This is a genomic window from Virgibacillus ainsalahensis, from assembly GCF_055380755.1.
Genome location: NZ_AP043943.1, coordinates 2,844,441 through 2,861,770, shown reverse-complemented (window position 1 = coordinate 2,861,770; position 17,330 = coordinate 2,844,441). Strand labels below are relative to the sequence as shown.

The 17,330-nt window shown below is 41.7% G+C and carries 14 protein-coding genes and 1 pseudogene; 2 read left to right on the top strand and 13 right to left on the bottom strand.

What is annotated here, in order from left to right; all coding sequences use genetic code 11:
• Positions 1–70 precede the first annotated feature (70 nt).
• The 13 genes and pseudogenes from ACZ427_RS13980 to ACZ427_RS13920 all read right to left on the bottom strand — a co-directional run bounded on the left by ACZ427_RS13980 (position 71) and on the right by ACZ427_RS13920 (position 13,778).
• On the bottom strand, positions 71–808 hold the full coding sequence (locus ACZ427_RS13980; protein ID WP_461176602.1) for a YqjF family protein: 738 nt from the start codon (positions 806–808) through the stop codon (positions 71–73).
• 268 nt (positions 809–1,076) lie between these two features.
• The gene (locus ACZ427_RS13975) at positions 1,077–1,844 is read right to left on the bottom strand and encodes an ABC transporter permease (RefSeq protein WP_461176601.1); all 768 of its coding nucleotides are present in this window, start codon (positions 1,842–1,844) and stop codon (positions 1,077–1,079) included.
• Complete coding sequence (locus tag ACZ427_RS13970; protein ID WP_461176600.1) at positions 1,841–2,572, bottom strand: ABC transporter ATP-binding protein; 732 nt, start codon at positions 2,570–2,572, stop codon at positions 1,841–1,843. Before ACZ427_RS13970 ends, ACZ427_RS13975 begins: the two co-directional genes overlap by 4 nt.
• A gap of 509 nt (positions 2,573–3,081) precedes the next feature.
• Positions 3,082–4,259 (bottom strand): annotated as a pseudogene (locus tag ACZ427_RS13965) (IS3 family transposase).
• Between the two features lie 20 nt (positions 4,260–4,279).
• Positions 4,280–4,963: a hypothetical protein gene (locus ACZ427_RS13960; RefSeq protein ID WP_461176599.1), complete on the bottom strand. Its 684-nt coding sequence runs from the start codon at positions 4,961–4,963 to the stop codon at positions 4,280–4,282.
• A 155-nt stretch (positions 4,964–5,118) separates the two neighbouring features.
• Entirely contained in the window at positions 5,119–6,060 is a 942-nt protein-coding gene (gene opp4C / locus ACZ427_RS13955; RefSeq protein ID WP_461176598.1) for an oligopeptide ABC transporter permease, read from the bottom strand.
• A gap of 11 nt (positions 6,061–6,071) precedes the next feature.
• Positions 6,072–7,040: an ABC transporter permease gene (locus ACZ427_RS13950; protein ID WP_461176597.1), complete on the bottom strand. Its 969-nt coding sequence runs from the start codon at positions 7,038–7,040 to the stop codon at positions 6,072–6,074.
• Positions 7,041–7,222: 182 nt separating this feature from the next.
• Entirely contained in the window at positions 7,223–9,037 is a 1,815-nt protein-coding gene (locus ACZ427_RS13945; protein ID WP_461176596.1) for a peptide-binding protein, read from the bottom strand.
• A gap of 87 nt (positions 9,038–9,124) precedes the next feature.
• Positions 9,125–10,120 (bottom strand): ABC transporter ATP-binding protein, encoded by a 996-nt coding sequence (locus tag ACZ427_RS13940; RefSeq protein ID WP_461176595.1) that lies wholly within the window; start codon positions 10,118–10,120, stop codon positions 9,125–9,127.
• Positions 10,121–10,134: 14 nt separating this feature from the next.
• Positions 10,135–11,106 carry an ABC transporter ATP-binding protein gene (locus ACZ427_RS13935; RefSeq protein ID WP_461176594.1) on the bottom strand — a complete coding sequence of 324 codons (972 nt, stop codon included), beginning with the start codon at positions 11,104–11,106 and terminating at the stop codon, positions 10,135–10,137.
• Positions 11,107–11,241: 135 nt separating this feature from the next.
• Positions 11,242–11,736, bottom strand: a complete 495-nt coding sequence (locus ACZ427_RS13930; protein ID WP_461176593.1) for a hypothetical protein — start codon at positions 11,734–11,736, stop codon at positions 11,242–11,244.
• Positions 11,737–11,744: 8 nt separating this feature from the next.
• Positions 11,745–12,749, bottom strand: coding sequence for a DUF3231 family protein (locus ACZ427_RS13925; RefSeq protein WP_461176592.1), 1,005 nt, complete (start codon positions 12,747–12,749; stop codon positions 11,745–11,747).
• A 6-nt stretch (positions 12,750–12,755) separates the two neighbouring features.
• A complete protein-coding gene (locus tag ACZ427_RS13920; protein WP_461176591.1) occupies positions 12,756–13,778 on the bottom strand; it encodes a DUF3231 family protein in 1,023 nt (340 codons plus the stop codon).
• A 918-nt stretch (positions 13,779–14,696) separates the two neighbouring features.
• On the opposite strand from ACZ427_RS13920, the gene ACZ427_RS13915 reads away from it, so the two are divergent.
• Together ACZ427_RS13915 and ACZ427_RS13910 are read left to right on the top strand one after the other, a co-directional pair.
• Positions 14,697–16,235, top strand: a complete 1,539-nt coding sequence (locus tag ACZ427_RS13915) for a spore germination protein (RefSeq protein WP_461176590.1) — start codon at positions 14,697–14,699, stop codon at positions 16,233–16,235.
• A complete protein-coding gene (locus ACZ427_RS13910) occupies positions 16,232–17,329 on the top strand; it encodes a GerAB/ArcD/ProY family transporter (protein WP_461176589.1) in 1,098 nt (365 codons plus the stop codon). The genes ACZ427_RS13915 and ACZ427_RS13910 overlap by 4 nt, the downstream gene beginning before the upstream one ends.
• Position 17,330: the final 1 nt, after the last annotated feature.

The window sequence follows — 17,330 nt, the reverse complement described above, 5'->3', positions numbered from 1 at the left end:
AAAGCTAAACGCAGTGATTCCACTAAAAAGTTAACAGATCACTTCCTAACATAGTTAAGGAAATGATCTGTTAATCAACTTTTCTTATTGGCCATAATAAAACCCGCCTGGTGGCAGCATAATGAAGCAGTGGTTTACTATTAAAAACAGTATCAGGCAAAAATGGGGTTAAGTTTTGTCTCGTAATAGAAGCTTCTACATCATGAATTTTCCATTGTCTATGATGAATACCCCCTTGAAACAGAGCGTTATTCCTATACGAATATAAATAATATCTTTCCAGGAGCCAGTGGGAAAGACTTCCTTTTTTCGGATAATAAGCTTCAGAAGTTGGCCGGTAGCTTCCTTTAAATATAGCTTCTGATTTTCCATAGCGCATACTGCTGTAATGAAAGGTATCTTCGCTTTTTTTCATCTTCATTTTTGCATGAAAATAAGGTAATGTGGCTATTCTTCCACCCGCAACAGCAAAAATTTTTTCGGCATCCAAACTAAAAAAATAAATTCCAGGTATTCCTTTTCGTTTCACATAGGTCCGTACATTCAGTTCTAAAAAAGACTTCGCGAAAGGAATAGGTGGTGTTTTGCGAAAACGCATGTCATTTAATTTGAATGGAAGTATGGTTAGCCAAGCCATTCCATCATAGATATCCAGGTCCACGCTTTGAGGGATATGTTTCTTCATTATCTCAGGAGGGACAGGCAAATGAATGAATAACAAATGATCCCACTTTTGTGTCATTATCCATGGACCATCAGGTAAAGGAATCCCGCGATGTTGGGTGCGGTTTCGTATATCCTTATACATTTTCTACTCCTTACTACAGATTTATTGGTTTATACTAATATATTGTTAGTATGAGATAAGCGCTCAAGTTTATACGATTTACGTTTAAAATGCTAACATTGTAGGGGGATACTATTAATATTATGTATAAAAGGAATTATTTATAAAATACCAAAAAAATAAAAGGGATGAGAGGGAGAAGAATGGTTTAAAGGGAGAAATCCTGTGCAAGAAAGACTGCTGGAAATAAACGGGAAAGGCTCACCATTCACTGATGAGCCTCTATTTTCTATTCCGAGCTTTCAAGATTCTCCCCTAAAAATTGCATGCGCTGATTAAAAAGGGTCGGGAATGATAAATAGCCCAACATGATGCTAGTCACTACAGCAGTTGTCAGCAAGAGGAATAAAATGAGTAATTGGAATAAAACCGCTTGAACAGGATCTGCTCCCGCAATAATTTGCCCACTCATCATTCCTGGCAACTGGACAAGCCCAATGGTTTTCTGGCTTTCAATTGTCGGAATCGTACTTGCTTTGATGGAAGTGATAAGCTGTGTATGCACTGCCTGTTTTGGTGTGCCGCCCAGTGACAGGATAAGTTCTATTTGCTCCTGACGTGATTCCATTTCCGCTGTGAATCGGTTGAGAAACAGAATACCAAGCACCATGGAGTTTCCAATCACCATACCACTGATTGGGATGATATATTGAGGCGTCGGTGGTGTGATATGTAAACCGAGCAAGATGCTTTGTGTCAGTAATTCAACAAAAACAAAGGTAACAACAAGTTTCCACGTGATCCCTTTAATGGATACGCCCTTTTTTCGGGCGTTCTGTGTGGCCGCAGCAATCATGAGTAAGATCATCAATATCATATAAATGGAGTTTTCAGCATCAAATACAAACTGAAGGATATATCCGACAGCCAGTAGTTGTATGATGGAACGAACGGTTGCAATGATGGTATCTTTCTCGAGTCCAAGCTTAAGCGTTTTGGATAATATAAGTGGGATGAGTACAAAAATAAGTGTAATAGTTAAGGTAAGAAAGCTCATTCGACTTCCCCCTTTACAAACCGTTTTACTTTGTCATTTTCAGGGTCGTCCAGCAAATCGCTTGTTCCTGTTTCGATGACTTCACCTTCCATCATCACCCATGTATAGTCACCGATTGTTCGAGCCTGCTGCAGATTATGGGTAATCCAAATAATGGTTGTTCCGAATTGCTGTTTGATTCTCACGATGAGGTCTTCAATATCCTGTTGGGAAACACGGTCGAGCGAAGATGTAATCTCATCAAGCAATAAGATTTTTGGCCGATTTACGAGTGTTCGGGCGATGGATAGTTTTTGGCGCTGGCCGCCGGACAAATCCTTGGAGTTTCTCTGCAACATATCTTTATTCAACCCTACGATATGCATTAATTCTTCAGCATCCTCTCTAGCCAGCTGCTTTCCTTGCAATTCTAAAGGTAGTGTTAGATTTTTCAAGACACTGCCACCTATCATTGCTGCATTCTGCAAGGCAATCCCGACATGCCGGCGCAATTCCACCGGTTCATAGCTATTAATATTTTTATCATGAATATATATTTCACCAGAATCCGGTGACTTCAGACCATTACATAATCGGAACAATGTCGTCTTTCCAGCACCTGAAGGGCCGACAATTGTTGTGATGCTGCCTTCTGTAAACGAACCACTGATGTTCTTTAGAATATGTAAACCCTCCGTGGAGTAATTCACTTGATTAAATCGCACTGCTGCATTATCACTCGCTATCATTTTTTCACTTCCTTCTATGTAAAAAAGCATATACACACTGCTATTGTATCCTTTTTAATTTTAATTATTATCATACATTAATTTGATAAAATTGGAAAACAATAGACGGTATTGCTTGAAGTGTGCTTATATTGCCTTCATGCCGGAGAGCATCGCCTGAATCATGTGGGATATCGCCCTCAGGCTAGGGTATCGTGGACTTCTGTCAAGAAAATGGACAAATAGAAAAGAGAATTCTTTCTAAGAGATACCTATCTCAGCCTTGTCGATGAGAGAGGATATTTTCCTCTCCATTTTGTTTCGATTACATGTGAGTCATTTTAGAGCCACAAGCGAGAGAGGTGAGCGTGCAGAAATCCCGCAACTTGACATGGAGCCTCTGTGGGTATGCATCTGTTGCCAAACAGGCAGGTATTAAAAACTTGGCCTGCCAATCAAGGCTAGCATACCCCCTTCTCCATATAAAGTTGCTTATTTGGCCCGCTTGCCCATCTATGGTTGTATCACCTTTATGCAACTTTCCTATGTGCCGAATAACCGTACATTCTTTCATATTCATTTGGCGAAACATAACCCAGTGTAGAGTGACTTCTTCTCTCGTTATAAAAGCTCATAATAAATTTCCAAATCTCTTTTTTAGCTTGTTCTCTGGTACTAAACTTCGTGCGATAGACGAACTCTTTCTTTAGAGATGCATGAAAGGACTCAATACATGCGTTGTCATAACAGTTTCCTTTGCGGCTCATACTAATGATAATATTATTTTCTTTCAGTTGCGCTGTATAATCATTTGATGCATACTGGCTTCCCCGGTCCGAATGATGAATGAGTGGGCCGGAAGGCTTTCGAAGGGTTAAAGCCCGATCTAGAGCCACTAAACATAACTCTTTTGTCATTGTCTTATCCATGTTCCAACCAACGATTCTCCGTGAAAATAAATCCATAACGGTGGATAAATACAACCAGCCCTCTGTGGTCCAAATGTAAGTGATGTCTGTAACCCATACAAGATCAGGCCTGGTCGGATAAAACTTCCGGTTTAACAGGTTTGGATAAATAGGTTCGGACTGGTTGGAATCAGTCGTGACGACAAATCGTTCTTTAGGGATCGCACTTAACCCCATCTCCTTCATATAACGCCCCACTGTTTTCTCACTGATTTTAATACCTGATTTATGCAGCTCCTTTGTAATACGCGGGCTCCCATAAATCCCGTGATACTGATGAAACAGGTGACGAATTTGCTTCATTATTTCCTCTCTTTTTTGTTGAAGTTCACTCTTCACTTCTTTCGTATTCACCCACTTATAATAGCCACTTTTTGAAACCTTTAATGCGCTGCACATCTTCACTACACGAAACTCGTGGCGGTGTTCGTGTATAAAAGCGAATCTTACTTCTGGTTTTTCATGAAGATGCTTGCCGCCTTTTTTATGATTTCATTTTCCTCTTCTAAATCTTTAATCCTGTCTAATAGCTCTTTCTCTCGCTTCTTGTGCTCACTGGGCGTTATATAGTCCAGGTCAGCGGTCTCGGCCTTTTGCTTTTTACGATAATTGCTTACCCAGCGACTCATGGTTTTATAGGGGACGTCCATCTCTCTCGCTACTTCTGCCGCGTTCTTTTCTTCTTCCACAACTAATTTAGCGATATATTGTTTAAATTCATGATCATAATATCTTGGCATTTTAACACGCTCCATTCAACTTATTTTATAATATAAGTTCTCTCTATTGCGTGTCCACTTCTAAGACTAATACTAATCGCCTGAATCATGTGGGATATCACTCTCAGGCCAGTGGGTATCGCCTGAATCATGTGGGATATCACCCTCATGCTAGTGAGCATCGCCTGAATCATGTGGGATATCGCCCTCAGGCTAGTGGGTATCGCCTGAATCATGTGGGATATCACTCTCAGGCCAGTGGGTATCGCCTGAATCATGTGAGATAATCTCAGGCCAGTGGGTATCGCCTGAATCATGTGCAACATCGCTCTCAGGCCAGTAAGCATCGCCTGAATCATATGAAACATCGCCCTCAGGGTAGTGAGCGTCGCCTGAATCATATGCAACATCACCTTCAGGCCAGTGAGCATCGCCTGAATTAAGTATAACATCGCCCCCAGGCCAGTGAGCATCACCTGAATTATGTGCAACATCGCCCTCATGCCAGTGATCATCGCCTGAATCATATGCAACATCACCCCCATGCTAGAGAGCATCACCTGAATCATGTGCAACATCGCCCCCAGGCCAGTGAGCATCGCCTGAATTATGTGCAACATCGCCCTCATGCCAGTGATCATCGCCTGAATCATATGCAACATCACCCCCATGCCAGTGATCATCGCCTGAATCACGTGCACCATCACCCTCATGCCAGTGATCATCGCCTAAATCTCACCAAACATCGCCCCCATACCGGAGAGCATCACCTGAATCTCGCCAAACATCACCCTCCAAGCAAGCAGGCATCACTTTAACATACTGCAATCTATCCACACTAAAAAACCTGCCCTCACACCAGGCAGGTTGCTGTCTTTTCCTAGCGGGATTTACTTTTAGGGTCAAACGCATCTCGTAATCCATCGCCGATAAAGTTAATTGCCAATACTGTCACCAATATTGCAACCCCTGGTGGAATCCAGGCTTCTGGATGATTTCTGAGAATACGGATATTTTGTGCCTCTGAAATCATATTTCCCCATGTTGGCGTCGGCTGTGGGATGCCGAAGCCAATGAAGCTAAGACCTGATTCAATGATAATGTAAGTTGCCATCATAAGTGTAGCATTAACAATAATCGGTCCAGCTGCATTTGGAATAAAGTGCTTAAATATAATCCGGAAATCGCCAGCTCCAATTGCGCGTGCTCCAAGCACAAATTCCTGTTCACGAAGCGATAAATAAGTTCCTCGAATAATTCTTGTCAGATTAGGCCAGGCAGTTACCGCAATAATGGTAACAAATATCGGTATGGTCACCTCCTCCAGAATAGCCATGATCGTCAGGACAAGCACAAGAAATGGCAGCATAAGCATAATGTCTGCTCCGCGCATAATAATGCCATCCATTTTCCCGCCGTAATAACCGGCAAGTGATCCCAGTACCACACCAATGGTAAGTGTAAAAAACATTGCGCTGAAACCGACAATCAATGAGATTCTTCCACCATATAACAACCGGGCAAAATTATCCTGGCCCTGTCCGTTTGTGCCTAAAATATGTTCATCACTTGGTCCTTTTTCAATTAATAAGAGATTTGTCTTCTCAGGGTCCAAATCGGTAAATACAGGTGCAAGCACACAGACGGTGATAATGGCCAATAGAACAAATACACTTAAGACCGCAAGTTTATTTTTCATAAATCGGAAAAACGCCAATTGAAATGGGCTTCTGCTTTTATTCTTCCCATTGGGGTCTGGCCCCCCGGTTTCTGACCCTGCTTCCAGTCGCAAAGGCGGCAGTTTTCGTGAACTCGGCTGCATCTCACTTCACCTCAATCGTATCGGATTCTTGGATCTATAATACTGTAAAAAATATCGGCCAATAAGTTACCAACAAGGATAAGTACGCCAAGTATCAGGGCAATCGCCATTACCACCGGAAAATCACGGTTCACGACCGAACTCAAAAACAATGTTCCAAGGCCTGGATACTGAAAGACCTGTTCTGTAATAACCGCCCCACTTAGCAACACACCAATTTCAAATCCCATTAACGTAATAATTGGTATAAGAGCATTTCGGAGTGTGTGTTTGAAAAGTACGTTACGATCAGACATTCCTTTCGCTCTTGCTGTACGAATATAATCACTGCCGAGAACATCAAGCACTTCGGAACGCATGTAACGCATATATGTTGCGGTTCCCGCGAGACCGAGTGTGATGCCAGGCAATATCATGTGGTGCAGGCGGTCTATAAATGCCCCGAACCCCGTTACACCAGGTGTGGAAAGGGTTCCTTGTGCAGGGAACCAGCCTAAATTAATCGACAGTACATAAATAGCAATAAGTCCAAAGAAAAAGTTCGGGATTGCCAGTCCGAGAAAACCAAACCCTGTTGCCCCATAATCAAGCATTGAATACGGATGTCTTGCTGAATAAATGCCAATCGGGATCCCTACAATAATCGTAATAGTTAATGAAAAAAGACCTAAATAAACGGTGTTTGCAAATCGGGCCTCGATTAACTCAGCAACGGAACGTCCATTAAAGACTAACGAGTTTCCAAAATCACCTTGCGCAGCTGAACTTATCCAGTGCCAATACTGAACTGGAATCGGATCATTTAACCCTAAAGCCTCCCGCTGTTGCTCGTACACTTCTGGATCGACATTCGGGTCTGAGAGTGACTGTCCTGTTAAAGCGTCCCCGGGTGCTGCTTGAGCAAGTCCGAATACAATAACTGTTAAGCAGAAAAGCATCGGAATAAATACAAGGATTCGGCGAATGATATACTTATACATAATCTCCCCCCTTGCTGTTGAAATCTAAGATATCTCCTAAGTTCTAAACCAGGCTATATATCTTTTACAAGAAAGAGCATACGTTGAGATCCGTACGCTCTTTCCTGGCAGTCTTTCTACATAAGTTCAGACATTAGCAATTCGCCTAACTTATAGCGAATGCCAAGTTTTCTAATAAGATGTTACTCGGATATCCACCATAGTTCAGGGTCATTATTGAATGAATATGGCATTGGATCCACGCCGTTTAATCGTTCATTGAAACCGTAAATTTTGTTTTGTGCATATAAGAGAAGGGCAGGCAGATCTTCTGAGAAGACAGATTGCCACTCACTGTATTTCTCTGCACGAAAGTCCTGTTCAAGTGCTTCTGGTGCCTGCATGGCTTCCTGGATTAATTGCTCTGATTCTGCATTATTCCAGCGGGAGAAGTTGTAGGCTGCATCTGCCCCCCATAAACCGGATGGATCTGGGTCTGTGCTTCCTAAGCTCCAGCCAATCAGATAAAGGTCCCAATCCGTGTTATCATTCGTTAAGTCTTCAACATATGCTGTCATTTCTTTTGGCTGGCGCAAATCAATTTGAATACCCACTTCTTCAAGGAATTGTGCCAGAATTGGTGCCGAGTCTTCACGTAGTTTATTACCAGTCGGGTAATTCAGGTTCACTATCCATTCTTCACCCTCTGGTGTTTCACGAAAACCGTCATCATTTGTATCAACATAGCCAGCCTCGTCGAGTAAGGCGCCTGCCTGTTCTGGATCATACTCATAAGGTGTGGCCGCATCCTCATCATATGCCCAGAACTGCTGTGCAATTGGGGCATTAATAACAGAACCATGTCCATATAGTAGATTATCAACAATTGCCTGACGGTCAACAGCATAGGCCATAGCCTGGCGTACAAGCTGATCACTCATATCTTCATTCGGTTCCCAGTTATCCGGATCAAGTGTGCCGCTTTCTACATCAGCATCTGATCGATGATTGACCTTAAAGCCCATGAGCTGATAACCGAAATCAGGTTGTTCAATGATCTCAATATGATCAAGATCTGCTACTGTTTCATAGTCAGCAGCTGGAACACCGTTTGGATCGGAGATAAAGTCAATTTCACCATTCTCCAGCAAGCCCAGCATGACGGATTGTTCAACAACACGCCAGACAATTTGATCTAAATATGGTTCACTTTTCCAATAGTCAGCATTTTTTTCAAGTACATATTGTTCACGCTCAAGCATCTCCGTAAACTGAAACGGTCCGGTACCGATAACTTCACCGGCATTAAGTGTTCCTGGATGTTCAGGAACTTCTGCAATCGGAATATCTCCAAAGACATGTTCTGGGATAATCGGAAAGGACACATCTTTTAAAAGCGTTACATTCGGCTCAGTGAATTTAAATGTAACAGTGTGATCGTCTTCTGCGATAACGCCTTCGAACTCATCTGTCTCACCATTATTAAATGCTTCATAGCCCGCGAGTCGAACAACATACTCGGTACGAATACCGCCTGCTTCAATATATCCCGGACTGGACATTGCCTTGTAGGTGTAGACGACATCTTCTGCTGTAAAGGCTTCGCCATCATGCCAGGTGACGTCCTCTTCAAGGGTTAGTGTAATCTCAGTTTGGTCATCATTGATTTCCCAATCAGTTGCCAAGTTTGGTTCAAACCCTAATTCTTTATTCTGACTGAGAAGTCCTTCGTGCGTGAAATCCAAAATGTTAGCTTCATAAGCTTCCTCATAAAAAATTGGATTAAATACGCCGGCTGGGGCGGTGTCCATTGCACCAGTGAGAGTACCGCCCATTTGCGGCTCATCTGAAGAAGCTTCTTCCTCTTCTGTTGATTCTTCCGTCTCATTTTCTTGTGTATCCGTTTCTTTTTCTTCCTCCGGATCTTCATCGGATGTGTCGCTGCTGCAGGCAGCTAACACCAACCCAAGTGTCAGCACAATAATAAATAATAATAACCAATTCCTTTTTAACTTCAAGCCAATTCCCCCTTTATGTTTGGTATCACACAACTTGTTTGACCGTTTGTTATCTACAGATAATCACCTCCAAGTGTTAGTAGATATTCATGAGTGACTTTCATCATATAGATGGCAAGCCACATGATGACCACTCCCCAGGTCTGTTAATTCAGGACGTTCTACCACACATCGATCATATGCCTTTGGGCACCGTGTGCGAAATACACATCCCGATGGAGGATCAGAAGGGCTGGGCAAATCTCCTGTTAATGTAATTTTCTCACGTTGGTGCCGGACATCTGTCGATGGTACCGAAGAAAGTAATGCCTGTGTATATGGATGAAGCGGATTATCATATAGGGATTTTTTGGGTGCAATTTCTGCAATGCGCCCGAGATACATAACAGCCACACGGTCGCTAATATGCTTAACGACACTTAAATCATGTGCAATAAATAGATAGGCTAAATTAAATTCCTCCTGCAGATCTGCCATTAAGTTCAGGACTTGTGCCTGAATGGACACATCAAGTGCGGACACCGGTTCATCACAGATAATGAATTTTGGATTAAGCGCTAAAGCCCGTGCAATACTAATTCGCTGACGCTGACCACCGGAGAATTCGTGTGGATATTTCGTGCGGTCGGCAGCGTGTAAACCTACTTTTTCCAGTAGTTCAATACACTTTTTCCTCCGCTCGGCCTTTGTTGCCACTGTTTGAACGAGTAAGGGCTCTTCAATCAGTTCACCGACACTCATTTTAGAATTAAGTGAAGCGAAGGGGTCCTGAAAAACAATTTGCATGTTTTTTCGATAGTTCCGAAGCTGACGATTACTTAGATTTGAAATATTATTATTCTCAAAGAAAACATTTCCCTCTGTTGGTGCAAGTAGCCGGAGAATGACACGTCCGAGTGTTGATTTGCCTGAGCCGGATTCACCAACAAGCCCCAGTGTTTCTCCTTTATTAACTTCAATAGAGACATCGTCAACGGCTTTGATATGTCCTACCGTATGTTTCAAAATACCTCCCTTAATAGGAAAGTATTTTTTAATATTTTTAGCTTCAACGAGTACTTCCTTTTCTTCTGCCGGTACCATCTTATCAGCCCTCCTTATTCATAGAGATAGCAACGAACCTTGTGATTTGATTCAACTTCAAGCAGTTCCGGATTTAACTCATAGCAGCGATCCATCACGTGGGGGCAGCGTGTCGAGAAGCGGCATCCCAGTGGAAAGTCATATGCAGGCGGAACATTGCCTTTGATCGTTCCCAGTCTATTCAGATCTTTTTTTAGACTTGGCAAACTATTAAGCAGGCCTGTTGTATATGGATGTTTCGTATTTTCAAAGAGTTGCTCCATTTTTGTTTCCTCAACTACCTGCCCTCCGTACATGACCAGCACACGGTCCGCATACTCGGCAACAACACCTAAATCATGGGTGATCAGAAGTATTGCCATATCAAGTTTTTCTCTCATTTCCGATAGTAAATCTAATATTTGAGCTTGAATGGTGACATCTAAAGCAGTTGAAGGCTCATCAGCAATCAGCAGTTTTGGCTCGCAGGAAATTGCCATCGCTATCATTGCCCGTTGCCTCATACCTCCCGACAATTGGTGTGGATATTCATTTATAACTTCTTCTTCCCTTGGAAAACCAACCAACTTTAATAATTCAATTGCTTCTTTGCGTGCAGTATTCTTTGGTACTTTTTTATGTTTACGTATTGTTTCTATAATCTGGTTTCCAATTGTATACACAGGGTTCAGGGCAGTCATTGGCTCCTGGAAAATCATTGCAATATCGTTGCCCCGGATTTTACTCATCTGTTTGGAAGATAATTGAGGGAGTTCCTTACCATCCATTATAATGTTGCCATTTACAATCTCGCCGGGTTTGTTAATCAGCTGCATCACCGAAAGGGCGGTCATACTTTTGCCACTGCCGGATTCACCAACAAGTGCAACTGTCTCACCTGGGTAAATGGAAAAGGATATATTATCAACCGCCCTGGCAACCTTGTTATCATCTAAATAAAAATATGTTTTCAATTGGTCAACATCTAATATGGGATTGTTATCCATATAAACAACTCCATTCAGAGAAATAATAGTGGGAAAAATGGCTTGGTATTTGTCCATATATCCTATGTGAAGGAATTGTAATATATTCGTAATAAAAAAATAGCTCTCAAGCACATTCAAGCTTTGAGAGCGGGTTTAGGTTTTACGCGATTCCCTTCCATATACCTTCAACAAAATCCATCGTATAAGAGCACCAACAATCAAACCAATTGGCAGGGACAAAATGGGGAGCCACATGGGCCCAATCAGGGTTCCGAAAATTGTAAACACTGGTGAAAAAATCAAGCCTACTGTAACAAAATAGGCTGAAAAAACAAGTGGTAAGTATGCAAACGGTTTTTCTCCTCCTCCAGCGTCCTTATAGGCATCCCAAATGGAAAAGAAATATAAACAAGGGTAAAACATAAGCCAAAGATAATTCGTCTGATTAATTGCTTCTTGAATTTCGCCGTTAAAACTTAATACAATAATACGATTGAAGTTTCCTATCACATTAATGAGGAATTCCAAACCGATCAAAAGAATACCTTTAATATACTTATGATTTAATAACTGTCCAAACCCAGGTAGGGCGATACTCCATAACAGTACTTCCAATTTTCTGCTTCTTTTATTTATCTTTTTCTCCATATGTTTCCCTATTTCGCTAATTCTTTTCGGTCAGCTGCCATTGGAGGTTGTTCCATCCAGCCGTTATCAATCAAAATGTTTGCTCCATCTTCAGAGTAAGCAGCCACCTCTGTAGTTAGCCGAGCATAATGGGTTCCTAAATCCCTTCTTGGACTTGCAGCCATGGAGACACCGTATTGTCCGATACCTGATGCGATTAAGGTGGCAGTCAATTCCATCATCAATTTATCTGAAAAAGGAGCAACTGTGGAATCCATTACCTCTGAAGTCATTAATAGCGCACCGTCGGAGAGATAATCTTCATGTAATATGGATGTAAATACTTCCAGATGTTTCCCTGCAATTTCCCGGCCTCTTTCAAAATAGCGTCTGACTTCCTTTGATTTTGCTACTTGGCTGAATCCGGTGATAATTGCCTGTCCCAGGGCATTTCGTTTCGTATTAAAAACAAGATTCGTAATCTCCGCGCCAAGCAGTGGCCTACGATCCGCAAACCATCCTGCCAGGAATTTCTGTTTTTTTACAAAATCAACTTGGTTGTATTTGGGGATGTGTGGGGCGCGTATATAAATCCCTTTTTCTTTGGATAACTTTTTTGACTGCTTGTGGAGATTTTGGAATTTAATTAAATTTTCCGAAAAGAAGTTGATTACATCTTCGCGTTCGGCAGCTACAAGAGCAGCAGTAAAGGAGACGAGAGACATATCGGTCATATTTAAAATAGCTTCAAGATAAAGTTTATCTGAGAAAAGACGAGGAGCATCTACATTTACATCCTGTTCAGTAAAACCCAGGGGAACAGGATAATTTTCCTGATGAAAAAAATTCGTAAGCTGTTCAACCTGCTGCTGAATTAATTTAAATGTATTTTCAAGAATGACGCGTATTTGCTCATCTTCAACATGGTTTAAAATATATTTTAATCCACATACACTCATTGTACTGCTTTGATAGGCTGTCCACAGTGCAGAAATTTCCGATGCGGTGAGTTCAATATGTTCGTGATTTTCCATTTTCGTTTACTCCTTTCTTTTGTCCATTTTGGCTAATTCCTCCCGGTCAACCATCCGGGGTGGTTCCTCAAGCCATTCGTTTTTAATCATAATATTGGCCCCATCCTCTGAATATAAACCGATTTCATCCATGAGACGCATGTAATGGGAAGCTATATCCCTTCTGATGTTTGTTGAAATACTAAATCCGTAAAAACCGATCCCCTGGGCAATCATTCCAGTTGTATGAAACATGATTAATTTATCGGAGAAAGGCGAGATCTCAGAGGAATTTGTCACCATAGCATCTGATCCCATTGGAACAGGAACGTCATTTCCTTCCATCACTTCACTGAATATGTTTACATGTTTCTTTGCTATATCAATGCCTCGAAGTAAATATGATCTGACTTCCTTTGATGCTGCCACCTGGCTGAAACCTGTTAATGTAGCGGCACCTACCGTATTCCGCTGGATATTAGCGTATAGGTTGGCAATTTCTGGAGCGAGTAGCGGCCTACGCTCACCAAACCATCCTGTCAGGAAATTTTGTTTTTTAACAAAATCAACTTCCTTTGGTATGGGAATTGAAGGCGGACGGACATAAATTCCTTTCGACAATGCAGCCAATGTTGCTTTATGATGAATAGCGTTAAAATCACGAAAAGCCTTCGAAAAATAGGAATATATATCTTCCCGTGAAGAACAGCTTATAGCCATTGCTAAAGCATTCATCCCCAACATGCCCACCTGCAGGGTATGCTGCAGCATATAACCATCTGTATATAAGCGTGGGGCATTTATATTAACATCTTCATCTGTAAAGGCCTGTGGTGTCGGATGCCCCTCTTTTTCAAGAAAATCTTTAAGTGTTTTTAAATGATTCTGAGATACGTCTAGAACATTTTGGATAACAGGCTGTATTTCTTCATCTTCAACTTTCTCTTTGAAATAGGAAAATACAGCAATATTTAAACTTGCATCCGTATACCCTATCCAGATGTGGGTAAGTTCGGAAGCTGTTGCATTTACTTTTTGATTTATGTTCATGGAATACCTCCTTGGCAATGATTAGTTTGCCGTTAAATCGAATGATTATACAGTTTTTAGGAGGCACTTTTCGTAAATTATGTTGCTCTTTAACCCTGCAGTTGATATAAATTGCGAAGTGACTTGACATGAAGGTTGATGATTTTTACCCGCTGCGGAAATACACTACGCTTTCCGCGGGCTCGCGATAAGCCTCCTCGCTCGCAAAAAACGCTCGCTGTGGGGTCTTATCGTCTTCGCTTTCCCGCTGGAGTCTTCGCGTATTTCCTTCGCTGGTAAGACTTTGCAACTTATAGTATTTATTGCTTGATTTAAGTCACGTGATAGTTATGCAGTTTTATGATGGTTGAGTGGAGCGGAGGACCGTTGACTCCTCGAAAATGTGTACACATTTTCTTCGTGCGATGTAAAGCTGTCGAAGCTTTCCTTGTACTATGGGAATAGCACATGTCTGAAGACCCCGCAGTGGTGAATTAAAGAACATAGGCTAAGAACGCCCCGTCCTGGGGCAACGCCTATGTGACCAACATCGTGTTGGCCCGAGGCTGAAGCCGTGCCCTAAGGTGCTCAGGCGGTCCGCTGCGGAAATCAACCCAGCAGTTACGTCGTCTTTTATCAATTTTGTGTCAAAAGCAACAGGTCTTTTGGTGGGACGAGTAACCGCAGTCCCAGGTCTTTTGGTGGGACGAGTAACCGCAGTCCCAGATCTTTTGGTGGGACGAGTAATCGCAGTCCCAAGTCACTTTGGTGGGGCGAGTAATCGCAGTCCCAGATCTTTTCGGTGGGAAGCGTAATCGCAGCCCCAAATCTTTTAGAAAACACTCTGTTAGGAAATAGGCAGACGGGCTATTTTGTATAAAAAGTAGTCATAATGGGAAACAGAAGGAGAGCGTTTATTAAGTGATCGGGGGCGATGAAATGGTACGGGGTTCATTTTTTACCAGGCGGAGAAAACAACCAGAAAAGAGTGAAGAAAATTTTTCGGTAGAAATAGGACCCAAACTGGAAGAAAACTTAGATGATTTAAAGAAAATGTTAGATGGACCCGGTGATTTAATTATCCGCAAATTTACTGCAGGTAGTACGGATAAAAAATGTGCGATTGTTTACATAGATGGATTGGTTGATAAGGACCTGGTTAACAACAATATATTGAAAGCTGTACAATATAGGACCAAACAAATAGAAGAAGATGTAATGAATGAAATGTACCAGGAGATCATAGCAATTACCGATATTAAAAAGACCAAAATCTTGGATGACGTTTCTTTTGCGATTTTAACAGGTGGTACGGCACTTTATTTGGATGGAACGGATACCGTCCTAATTATGGGAACGGCAGGAGGAGAAAGTAGATCAATCAAAGAGCCCCAGTCAGAACAGTTAATACGGGGGCCAAGGGACGGATTTGTTGAAAATATCCAAACAAATATGGCGCTTATTCGCCACGATATACGAGACCCCAATCTTCGTTTTAAAGCCCATGAAATAGGAAGAAGATCAAAGCAGAAACTTGTCGTCAGTTATATTGATGGAATTGTCCATCCGGATATCGTGAAGGAAGTTAATCGCAGGCTGGAGACAATTGATATTGACTTTGCCCCGGAATCGGGCTATGTAGAACAGTGGATAGAAGATAATTTTTTATCCCCTTTTCCACAACTGATGAATACAGAAAGGCCTGATAAAGCATCCACTGCTATACTGCAGGGAAAAGTAGTGATTATATTGGATGGCACGCCATTTGTACTTATTGCTCCAATTACATTTGGAAATACACTACAATCCCCTGAAGATTATTATGAACGCTGGACAGTTGGGACTTTTTTGCGGGCAGTACGATATTTTGCAGCATTTATTGCTATGTTTTTACCATCCTTGTATATCGCATTAGTTTCGTATCATCCTGGTATGATCCCTTCTAATCTCGCTTTTTCTATTGCAGCAACGAGAGAAGGGGTCCCATTTCCTGCCTTTATTGAAGCAATATCAATGGGAATAACAATGGAACTGTTGAGAGAAGCAGGTTCCAGGTTACCTAAAGCAATTGGACAGACAATCGGAATTGTCGGGGGGCTGGTGATTGGTGAGGCAGCGGTTTCTGCAGGTATCGTAAGTCCCATTATGGTAATTGTTGTCGCACTCACGGCAATTGCATCTTTTACCAATCCATCGTACAGTGCTGCCATTGCATTTCGGATTATACGCTTTTCTTTCATGATTGCTGCTGCCGTATTAGGCCTTTATGGAATTATCCTTGTCTATATTATGCTTAACATCCATATGGTCAATTTAAAAAGTATCGGCACCCCCTATACAGCCCCTTTTGCTCCCAGCTTTCTTGCAGACTGGAAAGATTTGGTCATCCGTACGCCTTTGACAATGCTTTCGAAGCGGCCAGCCTACATGCAACCAATTGATGAAAAGTCAGTAAATAAAGGAGAACAGCAGTCATGAAAAATTTCAGTTATGCAGATGAAAAAATAAGTGACAGAGAAATTATGGTTGCCGTTCCATCCATGATGATTGGCGTAGGAATTCTTTTACTGCCGAGGACGCTGGCGGAGAACACGGTAGCTGCAGATGGGTGGATAGCCATATTAATAGGTGGAATGATTGTTATTGTTATAACCTGGATGGTGGCTAAATTGGCAGCCGGCTTCCCAGGTCAATCCTTTTTTGAATATGCTTCCATGCTGGTTACCAAACCGGTTGCCAGCATATTAATGTTCCTTTTTGTCATCCAGAGTGTCCTTTTAACAGCGTATGAAATCAGGGCGATTGCAGCTACATCTCATCGATATTTATTTGACAGAACCCCCGTCGAGGTAGTTGCATTAACCTTTCTTCTAATCGTTGTGTATGCCGTTTCCGGATCAAGGGCAGGCATATTCCGATTAAACATCATGTTTTTGCCGATCATTCTTTTTCTTTCAATTATATTAATTCTTTTCTCATTGCAGTATGTGGAACTAGAAAATCTGCTACCTGTTTTTAAAACAGATATACAGGGATATTTACAGGGTACAAGAGAAGGCATGCTGTCCTATACTGGTGTTGGAATACTGTTTTTTTATATAGCATATGTAAGGCGTCCTAAAAATGCACCAAAAAAGGCTGTGCTCGGCATGACGATGGCTATCAGTCTGTATGTTTTTCTCTTTCTGACATGCATCGCAGTGTTCGGTAATATGGCTACAGCGAATATTATGCATCCAACTGTGGAGTTATCAAAAGCGGTTGAAGTTCCCGGAGGTTTTTTTGAACGGTTTGAATCTGTGTTTTTTGTTATTTGGATTATGGCTATTTTCAATACAACAGTGATGGCATTTGATATTGGAATACTCGCATTGCATTCGATTTTTTCAAAGGTGAAAAAAACAACACTTATATTTGCATTATCTCCACTCATTTTTTTTATTAGCATGTTACCACAGGATTTCACGGAAACTACCGGGTTCGGAAATTTTGTAAGTTATTACGGATTAGGATTGACAGTTACCGCGGTCATTTTATTACTGATTGTTAGAAAGGTGAGGGGTGTGAAGTAGG

Bases quoted from the DNA above. Each gene is read 5' to 3' on its own strand.
- ACZ427_RS13980 (WP_461176602.1), bottom strand. From the start codon at position 808: ATGTATAAGGATATACGAAACCGCACCCAACATCGCGGGATTCCTTTA.
- ACZ427_RS13975 (WP_461176601.1), bottom strand. From the start codon at position 1,844: ATGAGCTTTCTTACCTTAACTATTACACTTATTTTTGTACTCATCCCA.
- ACZ427_RS13970 (WP_461176600.1), bottom strand. From the start codon at position 2,572: ATGATAGCGAGTGATAATGCAGCAGTGCGATTTAATCAAGTGAATTAC.
- ACZ427_RS13960 (WP_461176599.1), bottom strand. From the start codon at position 4,963: ATGATCACTGGCATGAGGGTGATGGTGCACGTGATTCAGGCGATGATC.
- opp4C (WP_461176598.1), bottom strand. From the start codon at position 6,060: ATGCAGCCGAGTTCACGAAAACTGCCGCCTTTGCGACTGGAAGCAGGG.
- ACZ427_RS13950 (WP_461176597.1), bottom strand. From the start codon at position 7,040: ATGTATAAGTATATCATTCGCCGAATCCTTGTATTTATTCCGATGCTT.
- ACZ427_RS13940 (WP_461176595.1), bottom strand. From the start codon at position 10,120: ATGGTACCGGCAGAAGAAAAGGAAGTACTCGTTGAAGCTAAAAATATT.
- ACZ427_RS13935 (WP_461176594.1), bottom strand. From the start codon at position 11,106: ATGGATAACAATCCCATATTAGATGTTGACCAATTGAAAACATATTTT.
- ACZ427_RS13930 (WP_461176593.1), bottom strand. From the start codon at position 11,736: ATGGAGAAAAAGATAAATAAAAGAAGCAGAAAATTGGAAGTACTGTTA.
- ACZ427_RS13925 (WP_461176592.1), bottom strand. From the start codon at position 12,749: ATGGAAAATCACGAACATATTGAACTCACCGCATCGGAAATTTCTGCA.
- ACZ427_RS13920 (WP_461176591.1), bottom strand. From the start codon at position 13,778: ATGAACATAAATCAAAAAGTAAATGCAACAGCTTCCGAACTTACCCAC.
- ACZ427_RS13915 (WP_461176590.1), top strand. From the start codon at position 14,697: ATGGTACGGGGTTCATTTTTTACCAGGCGGAGAAAACAACCAGAAAAG.
- ACZ427_RS13910 (WP_461176589.1), top strand. From the start codon at position 16,232: ATGAAAAATTTCAGTTATGCAGATGAAAAAATAAGTGACAGAGAAATT.